A 19,811-nucleotide genomic window follows, 5' to 3' on the forward strand; every position below is an offset into this window, starting at 1 on the left:
CGTTCATGCTCGCCGTCATTCAGCGCGTATCGCAGGCTTCCGTCACCATCGACGGGCAGATCAAAGGTCAGATCAACTGGGGATTTTTAGTGTTGCTCGGTATTACCCACACCGATACCCGGGAGGATATTGAGTGGCTGAGCAAGAAGATTGTCGGCATGCGCATTTTCAGCGACGACGAGGGAAAGATGAACCTCGACCTGAAAGCCATCAATGGCAACATCCTGCTCATCAGCCAGTTTACGCTTCACGCCAGCACCAAAAAAGGCAACCGACCGAGCTTTATCGAAGCCGCCCGACCGGACGTAGCCATCCCGCTGTACGAACAGATGATTCAGCAACTATCGGCCGATCTTGGCCAGCCGATCCAGACCGGCGAATTTGGGGCCGACATGAAGGTTTCGCTACTGAACGACGGGCCGGTAACGATTATTATTGACTCCAAAAACAGGGTCTGAAGGGTGGGGTTTGTGGTTCGTGGTTTGTAGTTCAGGGAATGCCAAAACCACTAACCCATAACTTTCAAACACCACCAACTACAAACAACGAACTACAAACCACAAACCCATGCCTAAAAACGTACTTGGCCACGAGCTTGGCAGTTGCTGCACCAGCCCTATGACCGGCTTCTATCGCGATGGTTTCTGCCGCACGGACGAGGAAGACCAGGGTCGCCACGTCGTCTGCGCCATCATGACCGAAGCGTTTCTGACATTTACCCGCAGCCGGGGCAACGACCTCAGTACACCCCGCCCCGAATACCGCTTTCCCGGCCTGAAACCTGGCGATAAGTGGTGCCTGTGCGCCCTGCGCTGGAAGGAAGCCTACGACGCGGGCGTAGCGCCCCCGGTTCTGCTGGCCTGCACCCACGAACGGGCGTTGCAGTACGTGTCGCTCGATATGCTGCGCGGGGTGGCGTTTGAAGAATAATGGGTTGTTGGATGCCGGCTGCTGGCCCTTAGCCAATAGGCTACTTTTATTCCTGTATCAATTCAATAGCGAACAGCCAGTAACTCAAAGTCCGGTATTGCATCCAAAAACTAATTTTTCGGGTATACCAGGCGGTAAAATGCAGTCGTTTACCAGAAAACTGTAATTTTACCCAAACCACCCCCCATTGGTATCATCGCCCAGGCGGTGACGCCTGGGTTACCGAATGAATTTTTTACCTGCCGCTCTCGCTGCTTATGCCGATGCGCACACCTCGCCCGAAAGCGACCTGCTGCGCCAACTGAACCGCAACACCCACGCCCATGTGCTGCGGCCCCGAATGTTGTCGGGTCATGTTCAGGGGCGGCTCCTCTCCATGTTTTCCTGGATGATCCGTCCCCGGCGGGTTCTCGAAATCGGTACGTATACCGGCTACTCGGCGCTGTGCTTGGCCGAAGGACTGACCGACGACGGCCTGTTGATTACACTCGACAACAACGAAGAACTCGAAGACTTTGCCCGCTCCTACTGGCAGCAGTCCCCGCTGGGCTCGAAAATTGATTTCCGGCTCGGGCAGGCTGCGGATGTTATTCCCACGCTTACCGATACGTTCGACCTGGTGTTTATCGACGCCGACAAACTGAACTACGCGCTATATTTTGACCTGGTGATCGACAAGGTGCGGCCGGGTGGGTTTCTGCTGGCCGACAATGTGCTGTGGAGTGGTAAGGTGGTCGAACCGGTGAAACCATCGGATAAGGAGACGCGGGCCGTGCTGGACTTCAACCAAAAAATTCAGGACGATCCGCGTGTGGAAAATGTGCTGCTACCGATTCGTGACGGACTGTTCGTGATCCGTAAACTGTGACGCCAAGTAAATTTGATGACTTTGACCGTGATTGCAAGCTTATGAAAAAACTGGTCCTAACCCCGCTGCTGTTCCTGGTAAGCCTCGTGGCTGCGCTGGCCCAGATAGCCGCCCCCCCCATTCCCGACCGCGTAACCTTTGCCGATATTTCGGTGCGCCTGGACAATGGCGCCCGTCGCATTATTCAACAGGACGTGAACGCCCTGCTGTCGAATCGGCAGTACTGGAACGCCAAACTCGACCGGGTTGTGCTGTACTTCCCCATTATCGAAGCCATTCTGGTCGATGAAGACGTACCCACCGATTTCAAGTACCTAGCCGTGCAGGAAAGCTCCCTCACGCCCGATGCTGTTTCATCATCGATGGCCGTCGGTTTCTGGCAGTTCAAGCGCGAAACAGCTATGGACCACGGCCTGCGTGTCGACGACGACGTTGACGAGCGCAAGAGCATCACGGCGTCGACTCGTGGGGCTGCCAAATACATCAAGAAAAACAACGCTCAGTTCAACAACTGGGTGGCGTCGCTTTACTCGTATTACCTCGGCGCAGGGGGCATTGCCAAACTGATTCCCCCGGACTGGTCCTACGCCCGCGAAATCACCCTCGACGGTCGCACTGACCGTTATATCCTGCGCTTCTTTGCCCACAAAATTGCCATTGAAAGCGCCCTGCCCACGCACCGCTCAACGAATACGATTGCGCTGCTGGAATACCCCAACGGCGGTGGACGTACCATCCAGTCGGTAGCGGCCGAGCTGGGCGTCGATGAGTATGAGATCAGGAAGTATAACCGCTGGCTGGCGGCCGAAGTGATTCCCAACGACAAGGCGTACGTCATGGCTATACCCGTGGCCAGTAACCAGATCAATGACATTCGGCAGAAGATTGTCAGCGTCAGTGATAAGAAAACGCCGGAGTTTGTCCAGAACGACGTAGGGTTTCCGGTGCTTCGGCGGGTGAATATCGGCCAGGGCTCTAAAAATGACCCGGTACTGTACGAAATCAACGGTCTGCCGGGGATTCAGGCGCAGGCAGGAGACAACGCGGCTTCGCTATCCCGCAAAGCTAAAATCAGCCTGTCGAGCTTTTTGCGCTACAACGACATGAGCGAACGCGATCCGGTTATCGTCAATGACGTGTACTACCTGGCCAAAAAGCGGAAGAAAGCACTGGTACCGTTCCACAACGTCCGCGAAGGCGAAACGGCCCGTTCGATCTCGCAGCGCTACGGCATCCGGCTGAAGAAACTCATGCGCTACAACCGGCTCGACCGGGTGCAGAAGCTGGCCGTTGGTCGGGTAATGTGGCTCCGCGAACGCCGACCAGCCAGCAAACCCATCGAGATCATCAACTCGCCGACCCCGCCGGTCTACGACAAAACCCCAACGCCCGCTGGTCGGCCTGACGTGGCCCGGCCTGACGTGGCTATGAACAACGGGCCGAGCCGTCCGGTAAGCGGCAGCACCAACGTACCACGGAATGCCTCGGAGCGGAAACTTTACCAGCCAAAACTCGCAACGGGTGGCATCAGCCCCGACGATCAGTCGCCGGATTCACAGCCCGCTACGGTCGAACAGCCGACTTCGGCGCGTACCACTCCGCCACCTACCCGTACGGAGCGACCAGCCGAAACAACGCCCTCATCCCGGGCATCGACCGGTGGCTTCCCAAGCAGTACACCCACTACGTCCACCAGCAACCGGACAACGGAACCGGACGGATCGCAGCGCATCGTGATTGTGCGGACCCCGGACTCAGCGCCGGTTACGGAATCCACCGACGTGACTCCGAACCGCGCTACGACGACCAGTACGCCGGAACGCAGCCAGTCAGCGACCACCCGCCCGGCGCCTGCGACCAAGGTAACCTCGACGGTGCAGGCTAAAACCCAACCCGCGGAAGAAGAATCGCCTTTCGCGCAGATCGACAAGGGTAAGGGCGTAGAGCAGCCCCCCGTTACGCCGACCGGTACTACCAGCCGCCCCGTTACGACACGGCCTACCGAAGATGTAGCCGTAAACACCCCAAAAACGGAAACGCGTCCGGCGGAATCGTCTCCGAACGTAACAACTCCATCGAAGCCCGAGCCCAAGCCGGTATCGCCTTCCGTGACGCCGACCGAGCGCCCGACGGTTACGCCATCGACCAGTACGGCAAGCAGCAACAACAAACACACGGTTGAAGCTGGCCAGACGTACTACAGCATTTCGAAACTCTACGGCCTGACCGTCGACGAACTGCTGTCGCTCAACAACCTGACCGTCGACGACCGGCTGGCGGTGGGTCAGCAACTGACGGTGAAGCTGACACCCGGTGGCCGGATTGTGCAGCCGTCGCGGTCGGCGCTGCAACCTAAGCAGGACGTGATCTACCACACCGTCGAGAAGGGCGAAACGATGTTCCGTATTTCTAAGCAATACAACGTGACAATTGAGCAGATTCAGGAGTGGAATTCCCTGACCGACGTCGGCGTCAAGGAGGGTCAGAAAATTAAGATTGTGAAGCCAACGGAATAAAGATTCAGCCAGTACGATAACAAGAAGTTGACAAAAGCCGCCGGTACGTTTACCAGCGGCTTTTGTGTTACCCACCGTCCAGTAAATATCCGGTTGTCAAGCCCGACCGTTCCATTGATTTAGTCGGTAGTGTAAGCGGCTTATTTGTAATTTAACCTCGCTGGATGCGCTGACTGGTCAACAACAATCAGCTATATATCAGCTTATTAGTCAAATTATTCAACTATGAATCGAGCGTTGTGGATTGGATTTATCGGGGTGCTGCTGACGATTACGCTCTCTTTTACCGCACGGGCAAACCACATCATCGGTGGGCACATGCAGATGACCAACGTCAATGGTGAGCCGGGACGATTTCTCATCAAACTCACGTACTACTACGATCTGGACCGCGGAACGCAGCCCATCACGCCGAGACTCCTGTTCGTTATTTTCCGCAAGCGTGACAATCAGTTGATGGATTCGTTGTCCATCACGACGCCGATCACGAGTAAGGACAACCTGACCAAAGTCCCGATCACGAACACCAGTTGCCCCACCGGCGCGCAGAATGTGCAATGGGGTATTGTCGAATACCAGCGGGAAATCCGTCTGGACCCGAGTCGCTATACCGACCCGGCGGGCTACTACCTCTCCAACCAGGACTGTTGCCGGAGTGGCGGCATCACGAATCTAAACGGCACCCAGGTCGGCTTTACGTATTACCTGGAATTTCCGCCGATCACGGGGGCTACAACCCGAAACTCATCGCCCCAATTTATTCCGATTAACGCCGATTACATGTGCGTTAATAAACCGTTTACGTTTTCGTGCGCAGCCACCGATCCCGATGGCGACCGGCTTCAGTATTCGTTCACTACACCCCTGCGTGGCAACGTAACGACGATTAACAACCTGTACACCAACGCCCTGATTCCCGGGCCATTTTCAACGATCACGTTCAACGGCGGCTACTCAGCCAATAACCCTATCCCCGGGAATCCAGCGATCCAGTTGAATCCGCAGACCGGTATCCTGACCGTGACGGCGAACCGCGAAGGTCGATTTATCTTCACGGTCAGGGTGGAGGAATTTCGGAATGGCCAGAAGATCGGGGAAACCCGACAGGACTACCAGCTCGTAGCCGTCGACTGCCCGAACAACATCCCGCCCGAACCCGTTGCTACCATCGAAACCTATCCCGTAGCAGCCGACGTAGCCCTGCTGTGTCAGGGTCGAACAGCGACGTTTTCGGCCGAACCAAATCCGGATCTGAATTACCAGTGGCAACGCAACGGTACCAACATCAACGGCGCTACGCAGCCCAAACTAACGGTCGATCAGGCAGGTGAGTACACCGTCGTGGTTTCGTACAAGAACAACTGCGGCCAGACCAGCAAATCGCGCACGCTGACCGCCCGGTTGTTTGAGCAAACCGTTCAGCTTGAGCAGCCCACCAAAACCGCTCTCTGTTCACCTTCTGATACGGTCACTCTGCGGGCGTCGACCCTGCCGGTCACGTACAACTGGTTCCGCGACGGAACGGCACTCGGCGGCCCTACCGAACGCAACCGGATTGTGAACCAGCCCGGTAGCTATTCGGTCGAGATTCGCGATAATTCTACCGGCTGTACAGCCACCAGCAACACCGTCGTGCTGACCCAGGCTCCGCGCCCCACGGCAACGCTGACGCCCACATCCGGCGTCATCTGCGAACGCGACTCCCTCCGACTGACCGCTGGCGGGGGCGCTACGTACCAGTGGCAATTCAACGGTGTCGATGTTGCAGGGTCAACCAGCACAACCCTTTTTGCGAAACAGGCGGGGGATTACGCCGTTATTGTGGCTAATGCGGGCGGTTGCCGCGACACCTCCGACGTATTAAAACTTACCGTTCAGCCCCGCATTAAACCCACCATGGCACCACTGGCGGCCATTTGTGGAACCGATGGCCCCGTTGTTACGCTAAGCGGCACCCCAACCGGGGGCTCTTTCAGCGGGCCGGGCGTCAGTGGTACGTCGTTTTCACCCCGTCAGGCGGGTGTCGGTACGCACCAGATCGTTTATCGCTCGACCAGTCCGGGCGGATGCCCCGGCGACACCGCCACCCAGACCATTCGGGTGAATGCTGTACCTGCAATTCAACTACCCAGCGAGGTTACGGCGGGCACACAGAGCATCATTACGCTCGAAGCCGTTGTCAGCGGTAACGGCCCGTTTCAGTACCGCTGGCAACCGCTGACCTGGCTGAGCGGCCCCACGCAGGCGACGGCTACCGTAACCAATCCCGAGCGGGACACAACTTACCGGGTCAGCGTAACCGATGCGAACGGCTGCGTAGCTGAAGCGACGGTGCGCGTACTGATCCGCGCCCGGCTGGGCATTCCGGACATCTTTTCGCCCAACAATGACCAGATCAATGATACGTGGCAGTTGTTCGGCATCGAAGCCTATCCCAGTGCGCAGGTTACCATTTTCAATCGCTGGGGCGAGGTGGTTTTCCACGAACGTGACGGTTATAAAAAGCCGTTCGATGGTCTGCTCAATGACCAACCTTTGCCGGCTGGGATGTATATTTACGTACTGAAACTGTCGCCCGACATCGCGCCTTTACGCGGCTCGGTGGTATTGGCACGGTGACGTACCACGCCCGGATAGGAAGCGGGCGTGTAGACCAGCTATGATTTTAATCGAAAACACCTGCATCAGCGACGACGTAGCCGAAAAGTTCTTCGTCTGCAATCTCGATAAATGTAAAGGGGCTTGCTGCGTGGAAGGCGATCTGGGCGCCCCGCTCGAACCCGACGAACCGGCTATTCTGGACCGGATTTACGACGACATCAAACCGTATCTATCGCCCGAGGGTATCAAAGCCATTGAAGAAAACGGCCGCTACGAACAGGACGTCGACGGCGGCTACGTCACCACGACCGTGGGTGGCCGCGAGTGCGTGTATGCGACCTGGGACGAACGCGGCATTCTGAAATGCGGCATCGAAGCGGCTTACAACGACGGCAAAGTGGACTGGAAGAAACCGATCTCCTGCCACCTGTACCCCATCCGCGTCACCAAATACGAAGCGTTTCACGCCCTCAACTACGACCGCTGGCCTATCTGTAGCCCGGCCTGTGGCTTTGGCGAACAGCTCAACGTACCAGTTTACAAGTTTGTCCGGGAAGCGCTCATCCGCGCCTATGGCGAAGCCTGGTACGGCCAGTTGGTCAAGGCAATTGAAGAGAAGTGATTGGTAGGCACTGAAGGGCTGGTCAGACGTGCCGTACAGACCAGCCCTTCAGTGCCTACCATTTTTTATCCCTTTTCAACTTCGCGTCTGCTCGTAAGCGAGTTCGATCGGTCAGACGTGCCGTACAGACCGATCGAACTCGCTTACGAGCGTCATGCTTGAGGAAAAAGATTACTTCGAGGAAGTGTACCGGGTTGTGCGTGAAATTCCCCGGGGTCGCGTCACGACTTACGGGGCCATTGCCCGCTACCTAAGTCTCCGGGCTGGAGCGCGGATGGTCGGATGGGCCATGAACGGCGTCCATAACCGCCCGGACGTACCGGCGCACCGCGTCGTCAACCGGATTGGCGTACTGTCGGGCAAGCACCATTTTGGTCTGCCTACGGCCATGCAGGCATTGCTCGAAGCTGAAGGCGTCCGGGTGGAAAACGATCAGGTTGTGGACTTTCAACTTTTGCTCTGGGACCCCAGCGTGGAACTGGCCGTGTAATAACGACTTCACCGACAGCAATCTGAATAAGCTTTTTGTCCAGATTTTGCTCAATCCTCTTTGCCCGAACGCATGCTTCGCACTCGGTTTCCCGGCTTACTCATTATCGCGTTCTTGCTAGCCCCAATCTCGCTATGGGCACAGTCAACCATCATTGACTGCACGTTTCCAACATCCTGGGAGGGTCGGCAGGTGCTGTTGGTGGCCAGGCCTTTAGGGCAACCCAACCTGATTGACACAACATCAATCTATAACCAGCGGGCACGATTTGTCCATAACATCGCCGAACCTTGTCCGGCCTACATTTGGGTGGAAGGGCACAAAAACGACCTTACGTTCTTTATTGACTCAACCCACATCCAGCTTTCGGTTGATTCCGGGGCTGTTGTTTCCTATCAAGTGCGGGGATCGACGACAAATTACCTCTGGAAGCAGTTCGACGATGTGTTAGATTCTGTACGGGCCTCTTACAAAAGAGAGATCGTTTTTCGGGAGGATACAATTCCGTCAAGTCCATCACAGCAACAGATTGATTCACTGGACAACGCCTATGCGACGCAGGTAGACAGGCTGATTCAGTCAAACCCATTCACCAGGGCCAGTTGGTATCTGTTCGCCAGCAACTATACGATGCTACCGCACCCGACAGCGGTAAAGCTCCTGGATAAATTGAGCACCTTTGCTGCTTACCCTTCCTATGCACGCATCACCGAGCATCTGTTGCGCCAGCGACTGGGCATAAAAGCACCCGACTTCACCTTACCGATGGTGTCCGGCAACCGGTTGACGTTGTCGAAGGTCAAAAGTAAATACGTACTGCTGGAATTTCATGTAAGCTATCTTGTTCCTTTTCAGCAGCAGGAACCAGCCCTACGGAGACTTTATGCAACGTATCACCCGTCGGGTCTGGAAATAATCAGGGTTTTAGCCAGGGACGATACAAACGCTGCCGGTTTACAAACCGTACCCTGGCTTCGGGTCATCGATACCACTGAGCCGACGTCAACCGTGTGGAGCAAATTCGGTGTCGATCTTCCTCCCTACTACGTGTTACTAAACGCCCGAAAAGAGGTGATTGGCCGAGCGAAGTCAGTCGAGAACATAGAAGCTTTACTAAGTTCGCTACTCCGCATGAAGTAGCTCTGCCCACCAGATCCAATTCAGCTAATCAACCAGCCTACGTTCATTTCGACACCGGAATGCTGATAATAAACTCGGTGAACAGGCCCGCTTCGGTGTTCACATTCATTTGCCCGCCGTGACCATTGGTGATGATGTCATAGCTTAACGATAACCCCAATCCCGTCCCCTGACCAGTAGATTTTGTGGTGAAGAAGGGCTGAAAAATCTTGTTAAGCAGTTCGCGGGGGATGCCGGTCCCGTTGTCTTTTACCCGCACGTCAATCGTACCGTTATCGCGATACGTACTGACTCGTACTTGCGGCTGATATCCGGTCGGTTGCTGCCGGGCTTTCTCGGCAACGGCATAAAACGCGTTGTTGTACAGATTCAGCAGCACCCTGGCCATTTCCTGCGGCATTACTTCGACTGTCCCCATATTCCTGTCGAGGTCCATGACCAGTTCGGCATTGAAGGACTTGTCTTTAGCCCGTTGCCCGTGGTACGCCAGCCGCAGGTATTCATCCGCCAGTGCATTGATGTCGGTTGCTTGTTTGGTACCAGAACTGCTACGGCTGTGCTCCAGCATGCTCTTGATAATCGAGTCGGCCCGTTTGCCATGATGGACGATCTTTTGCAGATTAGGTTTCATGTCGTCGATCAGACTGGTAGCGGCCTCCTGGCGGTCGTGTTGAAGTTCGTCCGTCAACTCATCGAGCATTTCGACGCTGAGTTCGGCGAAGTTGTTAACGAAATTGAGCGGATTCTGAATTTCGTGGGCAATACCAGCCATTAGTTCACCCAGCGAAGCCATTTTTTCGCGTTGCACCAGTTGCGCCTGGGTAGCTTTCAACTGATTCAGGGTATGCTGTAGTTCTTCTTTTTGCCGGTTTAATTCATGCGTTCGCTGCTCTACTTTGCTTTCCAGCATCACGTTCTGCTCCTGCACCAGCCGCTCGTTGGCTTCCGACAGCCGCAACTGCTCCCGAACGGCCTCCTCCTGCTGCCGCTTCAGCAGATTGACCTTGTACGTAAGCGCGAGTGTAAACAGAATAATTTCCACGCCGGACCCGATGTGAATGCTGTTGTAGGTCCAGAATGAATGCGGCAGCCGACCGGCAGCATATACCAGAAAAACAAAGATTGACGCAAAAAAGACCACATTACCAATGATGTAGAACAGGGCCGGCCGGAAACCCCGCCGGTACGTTACAACTCCGGCCGAGATACTGAAGATACCTTCCAGCAGGGCCACCTGTGGCACAATGTCAATCTGCCGCCCCGCCCGCTCCTGTAAACTTACGGCTACGACGTTTATCAGTATACCGATGGCATAAAGCACAAATATGCCGATACCTATTTTGTAAAACAGCGGTGACTGCTGGCGAAGCCGCAGAAAAGACAGCGTAAAAGGAATATGAAGCAACCCAGTGATACCGGCCAGTACAGTTGCGTACCGTTCAATAGACGGATTGGATGGCCAGAAGAATTCATTCGTGTGCCCCCGGAACAGCGCTAACTGTAACCCCATGAAAATCACCCAGATGGCATACCGCAGCGTATCGGTTTCGCGCAATCGAACGTACAGAATCAGACTGTACACGATAATGATCAGGATAAACCCGTAATATAATCCGTAAAACAGATCGGTTCGGTGCAGGTAATTCAGCAGGTTATCCGTTGACCGGCAGAAAATAGGCCAGGCGGTTGTGTAAACGCCCTGCATGTAGACGTAGAATGTGTGGGTTTGCCCCCGCCGAACCTGCGTTGGGCATACTTCGTTGCTTTTCAGGTACGTATAGGTCTTTTCAGATTGAAGTGTACCGAAGTGATGCACAGCCAGCACTTGCCGGTCAGCTACTTCATAGACGGTGATGTATTCTGTACCGGCGTAAACGAAATGCAGGAACAGGTCTTCGTCGGTTTCGTTCGTAATATCAACCCGCAGCCAGTACCCTAGCTGCCGGTGGTATGGTTTAATCAACTCATGTTGGGTGGGTACAAACCGGAAACTGGCGGGATTTTTCAGCAATTGGTCAATAGATACACTACCTGCCTTTACTTCCAGCAGTGAACTAGCCTTAAACAGGTCGTAAGGCTGCACCGGATCTTGAAACCGAACCGGCGCAGCCTTGAGTGACCCTATCAGGCTTATGAACAGGAAAAACAGCAGGAAGCTGTGCTTCATAGGCGCTCGGGTATAATAGGTAATAAAGCAGTACGCAACATCACATCTACTTTATGCGCTACGGTTCCAAACTCCTGTTGGGCAATGGTTTCCGTTACCGTACCGATCAGCGCGAATGGTTGAGTAATACTACGGCCTCTGTCGGCCGATTCCACTTCCAGATCGGCGATCAGTTGCCGGCGTTCTTCGTCCGTACGGGCCTGATGCAGCGCCAGACTTTTGGCCCAGGCCAGATCACGCCCGGCTTTCATCACCTTGTTCTCCAGCGCAATCAGTTCCTGCGCCAGATGTTCGACTGCCAGCCCGAACGGTTTGAAGATCCGGCCAATGTCGTCGTTCATCTGGGTGTACATGCCGTCGAAGAGCTTGTTCATACGTTCGAAGTCACCCTTGAACCGCTCGATGTCCCTGCCCTCGTACACCTCCGCCACCACAATCGGCAGGTCAAACGAGATGTGGGCGTTGGCCGCTACGAAGATGTGCTGATTGGTGGTCATGAGTGACCGGGTCGCATCGAACGATACCTGCCACGGCCCCGTAGCGGGTTTACCGTCGAAGTATTGGTTCAACGCATCGAAATAGCGGTTGCCAAAACCAACGTCTACCTGCTCCATTTCCACCGGATTCTCAAAGACGCCCAGTCGAAGCCCTTCGGCTACCCGCTGGGTCACGAGTTTGTACACGGCGCAGAAATAGCCCATCGGATTGTTCTGCGCCCGCAGGTGCCGGGCTACCTTGTCGAGGTAGAAAATAACGTCGTCGATGCGTTCGAGGGTCGGAATCCGGAAGTCTGGCAGTACGGTTTCGTCCCAGTGATCGGTCAGCGCCGAAGGCAGGTAGAACTGCTCCTTTTTAGCCGCGTTCGTGAACGCCAGCACCTGCCGGATCATGCCGTGACTGAACGTCCGCGCCAGCGACGCTAGAATGATGTTCTTATTATCCAGATCGCGAATACTCTGGTCGAACCACTGCACGGCTTTCAACAGCGTTGAATCGTCGGCATCGACGGTAGGCACACTGAGCATATCGGCATATTGATCGCCGATGAAAAAGCGCACGAAGTACGGGGATAAGCGCTGGAGCGGTTTAATCATCATCCGCTCGTTCATCAGGTCCAGGCAGGCGTCGGTCAGCTCCGCTCCTTCCTTCGACGGTCCCGACTGCTGCGCCAGAATTTTGTTCATCAACAGCCGGCAGTCAGCTTCGTTCTCCGACAGCAGGTCGTCATCAATGCCCATCATCCGGCCAACGACATGCCACAGGTGCAGGTACGCGGCCCGTTCGTCGGGTGTGAGCGTAATGCCGAGCTGCTCTAACCCATCGATGATGACAACGCTGAACGACAACAGCGTACCGACCATATCTTCTTGATTGATAGGCACTCCGTAGGTCTCGCTATCCCAGTTTCGCTCCTGCGCGAAGTGGCGGATGGTGGCGTGCATGAGCCGAACTTTCTGGGCCGCTACAATAGCCACGCCATCGTGTTCGAAGCTATCACGGGTCAGCACGTCAACCACAAACTGCGCCGTCTCCATCAGTCGCCGGGTAAACGAATCCAGCGAACCGTCGTGTACGCGCAACCGGCCCGTTCGGTATAGCACCTTAGCCCCCCGCCAGCAGGTGTAGCACAGCGGCAGCGACTTACACAGCAGAATGAACAGCATCTTCGGACCATGCTGCCGGAATACGTCGGCGGCCGTCATGAGCTTGAACGGCTCGGCAAACGACGGCAGTTGCTTCGTTTCCGTGAAGTAGTTGAGCACTATCCGTCTCACCGGCTCCGGCAGGTTATAGAACGCCGGATTCGGGAACTGCCGGTTTTGAACGAGCATCTGAAAAATCTGGTCGACTTCCCCTTTCTGGCTCTCAGCCAGTAGGGTCGTGATGACGCCATCGGCGAGCGGATCGCCTACCTGGCGCTTCCTCCACAGGAATTCGTCGGTCCACTGGTCAGCGGTTGCAGCCGATTTGTCTGACTCCCGGGCTGTTTCTCCTTTCAGGCGCCGGATCTCGGAAACGAACCGGCTGGCAATACTCAGAAAGCCCTTGTCGTTCGGGTGAATCTCGTCGTACCAGTAGTCGGCCAGCCGCTCGGTACGCTGGATGGTGCCAAGCAGGCTGAGGTAGGTCACGTTGGAGCAGGTAGCGGCTACCTGCTGAAGCCGCTCGTTGAAGGCATCGATCACGTAGCGGGCAATGGCCTCCCGCTCGGCTGGATCAGCGATACCTTTCTGTGTCAGCACATTACCCATCCAGATTGAGCCACCGGGCAGCTTGTGGGAGCCGGCAGGTACTACGTAATCGTAGCCGTGGACAATGATTTTAACCTGTGAATCGGCCAGTTGCACCAACTCAAAAATGCGCTTGAAGTTCTCTGCCAGGTCAGCCAGCTTTTTGTCAAGTGCATCTGACAGATACCGGGCGGGACCTGTTTTGGCGGGGTTGGGCGTATCGTTGATCAGGTCCGCAAAGCCTTCGCCCAGCAGATCATTTCCCCCGCCACTGAGCAGGAAAAAGCCCGGCTTTATGGCTCGTATCGCTTCGGTGAACCGGCTGTCTTTCAGGTAATCCTTCAGGGTGGCACCGGCAGCGGCTACGCTGTAGACCGTATAAACATCGGACAGATAATCGACTACGTCGCGCAGCAAAAACGGATACTGAAACCACGAATCGCCCTCGGCCACAATTCGTAACTGATCGGGATAGCTGACCAGCCGCTGCCGGTACTGGCGGTTCTGCGCCCAGTTGGCGGCCTTGTTGGCCAGACTCAGGGCCAGATCCGTAAACAGGCCCCGTTCGCCTTCGGGCTGAATAACTTCCAGTTCTTTGCGCAGCTTGAGTGTCGGCTGCAGCGGTCTGGATGTGTCCGTTTCGTAGTACAGACCGAGGACAAAGTCGGCCATCATGAACTGTTTTTTCTTCTCCTGGTCAACGGTTTTTTTATCGTCTATTTGCTCATCCGCCGGTACGGAGAGCATTCGTTCCAGTTCTTTAAGCCGTACTTTGTTGTATTCCGGGTTAAGCAGGTCCAGCGTGATAAGTTGCGTGCTCCATCTGGGGAAGGGGGTTGTTTTGACCGGCCGGGGCCGTGCCCCGCCCCGATGCGCATCTGCATCCAGTACCGGTGGCGATGGTAACGCATCAAACGTCATAAAATTAATGGCAACCTCAGAAAGCGGATCAGCCGTCACAATCAGCTTAAAGTGTTCAGTCGCCTTCGGCCAGTTGTATTGCCGGATTACTTCTTCCAGTCCGAACTCAACGGTATCATAGCGTTTGTCCGGGATGAACTCATCGGCTGGCCCCAGTTCAACAGTATCCCCCGGCGCAAGCGGATGATTCCGCGGCAAAAAATCAGGGCTGGCGATAAAATCCCGCGACAGATACAACGCGGTACAGAACAACGGTCGGCTGGTAGTATTCGTCAAACGGATTTTTAGGAACGTACTCCAGCTACCGTCAGCCTGCTTCGTAAACGTAACGGGTACCGGGTCAGGGTTGGTGCCTGCTACAGTAACGGGCTCATTATCTCCAACCGTTACCGAAACGCTCAGCAGCGGCTCTTCCTGTTCTGGATTACGCAGGTTCCGGAGGTATTGCCACTGCGCAATCTGCTTCAGGTAACGGGTTAGCGTAGTAAATTTTTCGGGATCATTGGTCCGGATAGGCTCAACCAGCGGTCGATTGTCATCGACGGGGCATGTAATATAGTACAGGCCGTTTCGACTATGCAGCGTGTAATCAGCCTGGTTTTCATTATCCTCAAGCGTTATTACCCCAGCCAATGAACCGGATTGAGCCGGATCAGTTGACGCCAGCCAGTCGGTCAATTCGTTCGCCAGTCCATCGTGATTTTTGTAGTGCAGCCGGATGGGCTGCGTGAGCAGGCCCTCGACGGTAGCCCGATACACCATGGCTTTGTCCAGCCCCTGCCGAACCTCGTCGGCGATGGTTACGAGCGTATAGTCAGGTCCAATCTCACCAACGTCAACCAGATGGGCGGTCTGGGCATTTGGATCGTGTAATTGAATGGTACGGGACGTCTGACCAACACCATGAATTGCGCCTACATCGAGCAGCCAGCCTTTTTCGTTGTTATAAAGAATTGACGCCGTGACTGTCCCAACTTCGATGGGCCGGTTGAGAAAGCCCCGGCTCAGCAGTCCGTTCATTGCTTCATCCGGGGTGTACACCCGCGGCCGTTGTTCGTAACTGAACCGCAGGTACTGCCGAACACGATTGTGCAGATCCTGATACGATAACTGGCCATGAGCCGCTTTCAATACGGCCAGCATGCTTTTGGTAAACACGCCCTCGCCTTCTACCTCTTTGGCCGTTTCGTCCGACTGGCAGGCAGCTATCTGTACATGCGCGCCCTGCGGCAATGCGTTGGCGATTCCCTGCTCCCGCAACCGCTCCGCCGGTAGTTCCTGATGAAAGCAGAAAGCCTCGTAGGGGCGGTAGTTGAACACCCGATCAACCCGCCGTTCGCGAACGTCTTTTCCATTGAGCAATTCGGTCAGTATGTCCGCCGAGCGAGTGTTATCCCCTGAGTGACAACAGTCGAAAATTGTTGCAATGTGGGGACTCGTAGCACTTACTTTCCCGATCAGGTAACGCAGTTCTTTATCCGCCAGCAGGAAGTTCCATGGGCTACCGGCTTCGCCATCATAACAGACGATCGACTCAAGTTTTCTGTCGGTTTCGGTCGGCCAGAGATCTGGGTCGGCTTCCTCCTGAACACCGTGACCGGCAAAGAAAAACAACACTGTATCATTGGGTCCCGCCTGAGACAGATGGTTTATGAATCCATCAATAATGGCCGACTTGGTAGCCTGCTGGTCGGTCAGGACAACCGAATGAGCGTTGAAATCGGTCAGTTGCTCAAGGTACCGTTCAACGGCACGGGCATCGTTGGCCGGCCCGTTCAGCGGATTCACTTGTTTATAAGCACCGATACCTACCAGGAGAGCGTATAAGTGGGGCGTGTCTGCTTTAGCTGAAGTCGGGTTAGGGGTTGTCATGGTGTGAAGAGGCTTGAAACAAACGTATCTATAAATCTACTGATTATCAACGACTACCAATTGATTTATCAGTTTTTCTCTACTATTGCAGGTTCGTCATCGAACACCAACAAACCCGGCTCATTCAAATCGTTATCGAGCACAATACGCGGCTGCGATTCCTGCGTTCCGTCGCCCCGCAGCGTGACTGCTTCCATGATCTGCAAAGCCCCCGTGGCCGGGTCAACATCCAGCCGAACGCACGAAAACGCAAAGGTCAGCAGCTGATTCCCCTCGAACGTAATGGATGACTTGGTGTTTACCACGCGTTTAAGGTTGGTTTTGGCCTTGGCGAGGTAGTCGTGCAGGGCTGGGACACCCGCTTCCAGACTGCCCTCTCCCGCCGACTCGTTGTTGATGGAGAACTCACTGCTGACGATGGCATCGGACACGAGCAGCATCTGGTACGGGTCTTCGCCCAAAAACACGCCCAGCGAAGGATGGCTTACGTTTAATCGGCGACTGGCCAGAGCCAGCCCCAGTTCGTTCAGATCGGCGAAGTGACGACGTACATTCTGGAATGACAACGACAGGCTTTTTATGCCATTCATTGATGCCTGAATGGGTGCGTTGCCCGCGTTCAGGCCCTTCAAAAAACCCTGCAGAATCTGAAGTCCCAGCCCGGCATCGAGTGTACGGGTTTTGTCTAAGCTCGCGGACGAAACAGGTTCGTCGCGCAGGTCAAACGACCAGGTTGGGTCATCGAGCAGGAAACGCAGTTCCCCCCGGAACTGAACGTCGTTGTTACGCCGGGCAACCACCATCAGGGGCTTAACCCGGGCTTCGGGTGTCAGTAGCGGAGTTGCCTTAAACGTATCACGCAGGTAGCTGGTGGTGTCGTTCCGACACAGGCGAATCTGAAAACTCATGGCAAAAAGAGGGTTGTGGTGTACGGTTCGTTAGATAGCAAGCGTCGCGACCAAATTCAGCACATTGAGCAAAACTCACTGTCTATTTTCGGCCAACTTCTTTTGGATTTGGGACAGACTCAACTGCCCATATACTCTGAGGGCGTTTTTCCGAAAAACTCTTTGAACACCGTACTGAAATGGGCCGGACTTTCGTAGCCTACCAGATAAGCCGTCTCCGATACATTACGTCCTTCGTGCAGCATCGTTGCGCCCCGCTTCAGGCGGTACTGCCGAATAAAGTCGTTGATAGTCAGGTTCGCAACGGCCGTCAGCTTGCGGTGTAGCGTCCGGCGGCTCATCCCTACTTCGTGCGCTAATTCATCCACCCGGAACGTACTGTCGTCGAGGTGTTCCTCAATAATGGTGTGCAGTTTCTGCAAAAACGGGTCAAGCGCTTCAGGTGCCAGCGGGGTTTCAGGGCGACTGAACAGGGCATGGTAATGTGCCCGTAGCGTCTGCTGCCGTACCAACAGGTTGTGAATCCGCAGCCGTAGTTCATCTATATGGAAGGGTTTGCTGACGTAATCGTCGGCGCCCTGCTGCAAGCCCTCGATGCGGCTGGTCTGAGCGGTTTTGGCCGTCAGCATCACCACAGCTATATGGTTGGTGGCCGGGTCGGTTTTCAGCCGGTGCGTCAGCTCGTAACCGTCCAGACCGGGTATCATAATGTCGGTCAGCACCACATCGGGTAGTTCGGCCTGGGCCAGTTGCCAGCCTTCATCGCCATCGTAGGCCATCAATACACGGTAGTAGTTGGTCAACTCGCCTGCTACGAAGGCCGCTAGTTCAGTATTATCTTCCACGACCAACACAAGAGGCTTTTCGTCCGACTCAGCAGCGTGCCCCTTCAAAACAGAGCCATTGACCGACACCCGTGTGGATGCCGTAACCCGTAGTGCAGGCCGCACTACCGTGTTAATGGCATCCGTGCTGCTTACCCGCTCAAGGGGTAACGTAACCGTAAAAGTCGTCCCAGAAAACCTACCGGCCGTGTTCCGGCTCGATACGCTGCTGACGGACACCGTACCCCCCATCAGTTCGGTCAGTTCTTTGACCAGCGACAAGCCGATGCCTGTACCGGGGTTTGTAAAGCTGAGTGCATTACCGTTAACATCCGGCCGCTGTATCTGGTAGAACCGGTTGAAAATGTACGGCAGCTTTTCGGCAACAATCCCAATGCCCGTGTCAATTACAGTGATTTGCACTGGTGGTCCGCCCGCCAGCCGGACCGTAACGCCCCCCGTAGTTGTGAATTTCAGGGCGTTGGTCAGCAGATTATAGATGATCTGCTCCACCTTTTCGGCGTCGAAGACCACAATGTCCGACAAATCGCTCGTAAACGTCAGGTCTAAGCCTTTCTCATGGGCCAGCGGCTCAAAGCGACGGATAATCTGACTGATAAAATCGGTGAAATTTCCGGCCTTTGGCGACAGGGTCAGGTGGCCGGATTCCAGCTTGGCCAGATCGAGCAACTGATTGATAAGTTGAAGCAGTTGGTAGGCATTCCGCTCGATCATCAGCAGGCCATTGTGCAGGTCAGGCGGTTCGTTGTGCTGTTGCAACAACTTCTCAACCGGCGACAGGATCAGCGTCAGTGGAGTGCGAAACTCGTGGGTAATGTTGTCGAAAAAGCGGGTTTTCAGCTCATCAATCACTTTGAGCTGACGCGATTCGTGCAGTTCCCGGATGTGCTCTGCCGTTTTCTCGATCGTAACTTCCAAATCCTTAAAATCGATGGGCTTGCAGACAAAATCGAAGGCACCCCGGTTCATGGCCGTGCGGATGTTGCTCATATCCCCGTAGGCCGATACCATCACCGCCCGCAGCAACGGATTAACAACCGGCAGTTCGTTGAGCAGGGTCAACCCGTCCATTTCGGGCATGTTGATATCCAGCAGTACCAGGTCGATACTTGCGTCGTTTTGCAGCAGCGTCAGGGCTTCTCGGCCGGAATGAGCGAACCGGAACGCATAGAGCGACTGCTGAATCTTGCGCCGGAACCAGTTGAGCATTAACGGTTCCAGATCAAGCTCGTCGTCAACGACCAAGATCGTAATCATAGGAAAGGCAGGGTGAGTGTACGCTCATAAAAGGTACAATAATCCAGTGCCTACTTGGTCACCCCTGATGTCGATAGTTAGTAAGCGGTAGTTCCTATCCGGCTTACTTTCCTACCCCAACATGACCTGCTTTTTGCAGTTTGTATCCGGTTTAACCAACCTGTTCCAAGCCCGAATGAGGCTGTCCTAAATCCGAAAGTTCTTCTTCCGGCGGCACCCAATCTTTGGTCTGTAAAAACACAGTCAAACACTCAACCAATTAAAAGCCATGAAAACATATCTGCACCCCCTGCTCCTCAGCGTTCTGCTATCCGGTTCCCTTGTTGTTACCGGTTGCACCGAGACGATGGACGTTATTCCTCAACCGGGTAAAGGCCGACTGGCTCCACCATGCCCTGCAGCTCCATATCCTGGGCGATCTTCAAGAGTGTAACCGTACTTTC

12 protein-coding genes are annotated in these 19,811 nt (G+C 54.9%); 8 read left to right on the plus strand and 4 right to left on the minus strand.

Annotated features, from left to right (window positions below):
• Positions 1–5: 5 nt before the first annotated feature.
• The 8 genes from dtd to BN8_RS15160 all read left to right on the plus strand — a co-directional run bounded on the left by dtd (position 6) and on the right by BN8_RS15160 (position 9,167).
• A complete protein-coding gene (dtd, locus tag BN8_RS15125) occupies positions 6–458 on the plus strand; it encodes a D-aminoacyl-tRNA deacylase (RefSeq protein WP_009282779.1) in 453 nt (150 codons plus the stop codon).
• 109 nt (positions 459–567) lie between these two features.
• On the plus strand, positions 568–930 hold the full coding sequence (locus tag BN8_RS15130; protein ID WP_009282780.1) for a DUF2237 family protein: 363 nt from the start codon (positions 568–570) through the stop codon (positions 928–930).
• A gap of 226 nt (positions 931–1,156) precedes the next feature.
• On the plus strand, positions 1,157–1,798 hold the full coding sequence (locus BN8_RS15135; RefSeq protein ID WP_009282781.1) for an O-methyltransferase: 642 nt from the start codon (positions 1,157–1,159) through the stop codon (positions 1,796–1,798).
• A 41-nt stretch (positions 1,799–1,839) separates the two neighbouring features.
• On the plus strand, positions 1,840–4,314 hold the full coding sequence (locus BN8_RS15140; protein ID WP_009282782.1) for a LysM peptidoglycan-binding domain-containing protein: 2,475 nt from the start codon (positions 1,840–1,842) through the stop codon (positions 4,312–4,314).
• Between the two features lie 225 nt (positions 4,315–4,539).
• Positions 4,540–6,933 carry a T9SS type B sorting domain-containing protein gene (locus tag BN8_RS15145; RefSeq protein ID WP_009282783.1) on the plus strand — a complete coding sequence of 798 codons (2,394 nt, stop codon included), beginning with the start codon at positions 4,540–4,542 and terminating at the stop codon, positions 6,931–6,933.
• Positions 6,934–6,973: 40 nt separating this feature from the next.
• Positions 6,974–7,537: a DUF3109 family protein gene (locus tag BN8_RS15150; protein WP_009282784.1), complete on the plus strand. Its 564-nt coding sequence runs from the start codon at positions 6,974–6,976 to the stop codon at positions 7,535–7,537.
• 154 nt (positions 7,538–7,691) lie between these two features.
• Positions 7,692–8,027 (plus strand): MGMT family protein, encoded by a 336-nt coding sequence (locus BN8_RS15155; protein WP_009282785.1) that lies wholly within the window; start codon positions 7,692–7,694, stop codon positions 8,025–8,027.
• A 72-nt stretch (positions 8,028–8,099) separates the two neighbouring features.
• Entirely contained in the window at positions 8,100–9,167 is a 1,068-nt protein-coding gene (locus BN8_RS15160) for a TlpA disulfide reductase family protein (RefSeq protein WP_009282786.1), read from the plus strand.
• A 43-nt stretch (positions 9,168–9,210) separates the two neighbouring features.
• Here BN8_RS15160 and BN8_RS31780 read toward each other — a convergent pair whose 3' ends face one another.
• The 4 genes from BN8_RS31780 to BN8_RS15180 all read right to left on the minus strand — a co-directional run bounded on the left by BN8_RS31780 (position 9,211) and on the right by BN8_RS15180 (position 19,368).
• A complete protein-coding gene (locus tag BN8_RS31780; protein WP_009282787.1) occupies positions 9,211–11,334 on the minus strand; it encodes a sensor histidine kinase in 2,124 nt (707 codons plus the stop codon).
• Complete coding sequence (locus BN8_RS31785; protein WP_009282788.1) at positions 11,331–16,358, minus strand: DUF5995 family protein; 5,028 nt, start codon at positions 16,356–16,358, stop codon at positions 11,331–11,333. The genes BN8_RS31780 and BN8_RS31785 overlap by 4 nt, the downstream gene beginning before the upstream one ends.
• 68 nt (positions 16,359–16,426) lie before the next feature.
• Positions 16,427–17,266 carry a gasdermin gene (locus BN8_RS31790; protein ID WP_009282789.1) on the minus strand — a complete coding sequence of 280 codons (840 nt, stop codon included), beginning with the start codon at positions 17,264–17,266 and terminating at the stop codon, positions 16,427–16,429.
• A gap of 119 nt (positions 17,267–17,385) precedes the next feature.
• Entirely contained in the window at positions 17,386–19,368 is a 1,983-nt protein-coding gene (locus tag BN8_RS15180) for a response regulator (RefSeq protein ID WP_009282790.1), read from the minus strand.
• Positions 19,369–19,811 lie beyond the last annotated feature (443 nt).

The organism is Fibrisoma limi BUZ 3 (assembly GCF_000296815.2).
Lineage (GTDB): Bacteria > Bacteroidota > Bacteroidia > Cytophagales > Spirosomataceae > Fibrisoma > Fibrisoma limi.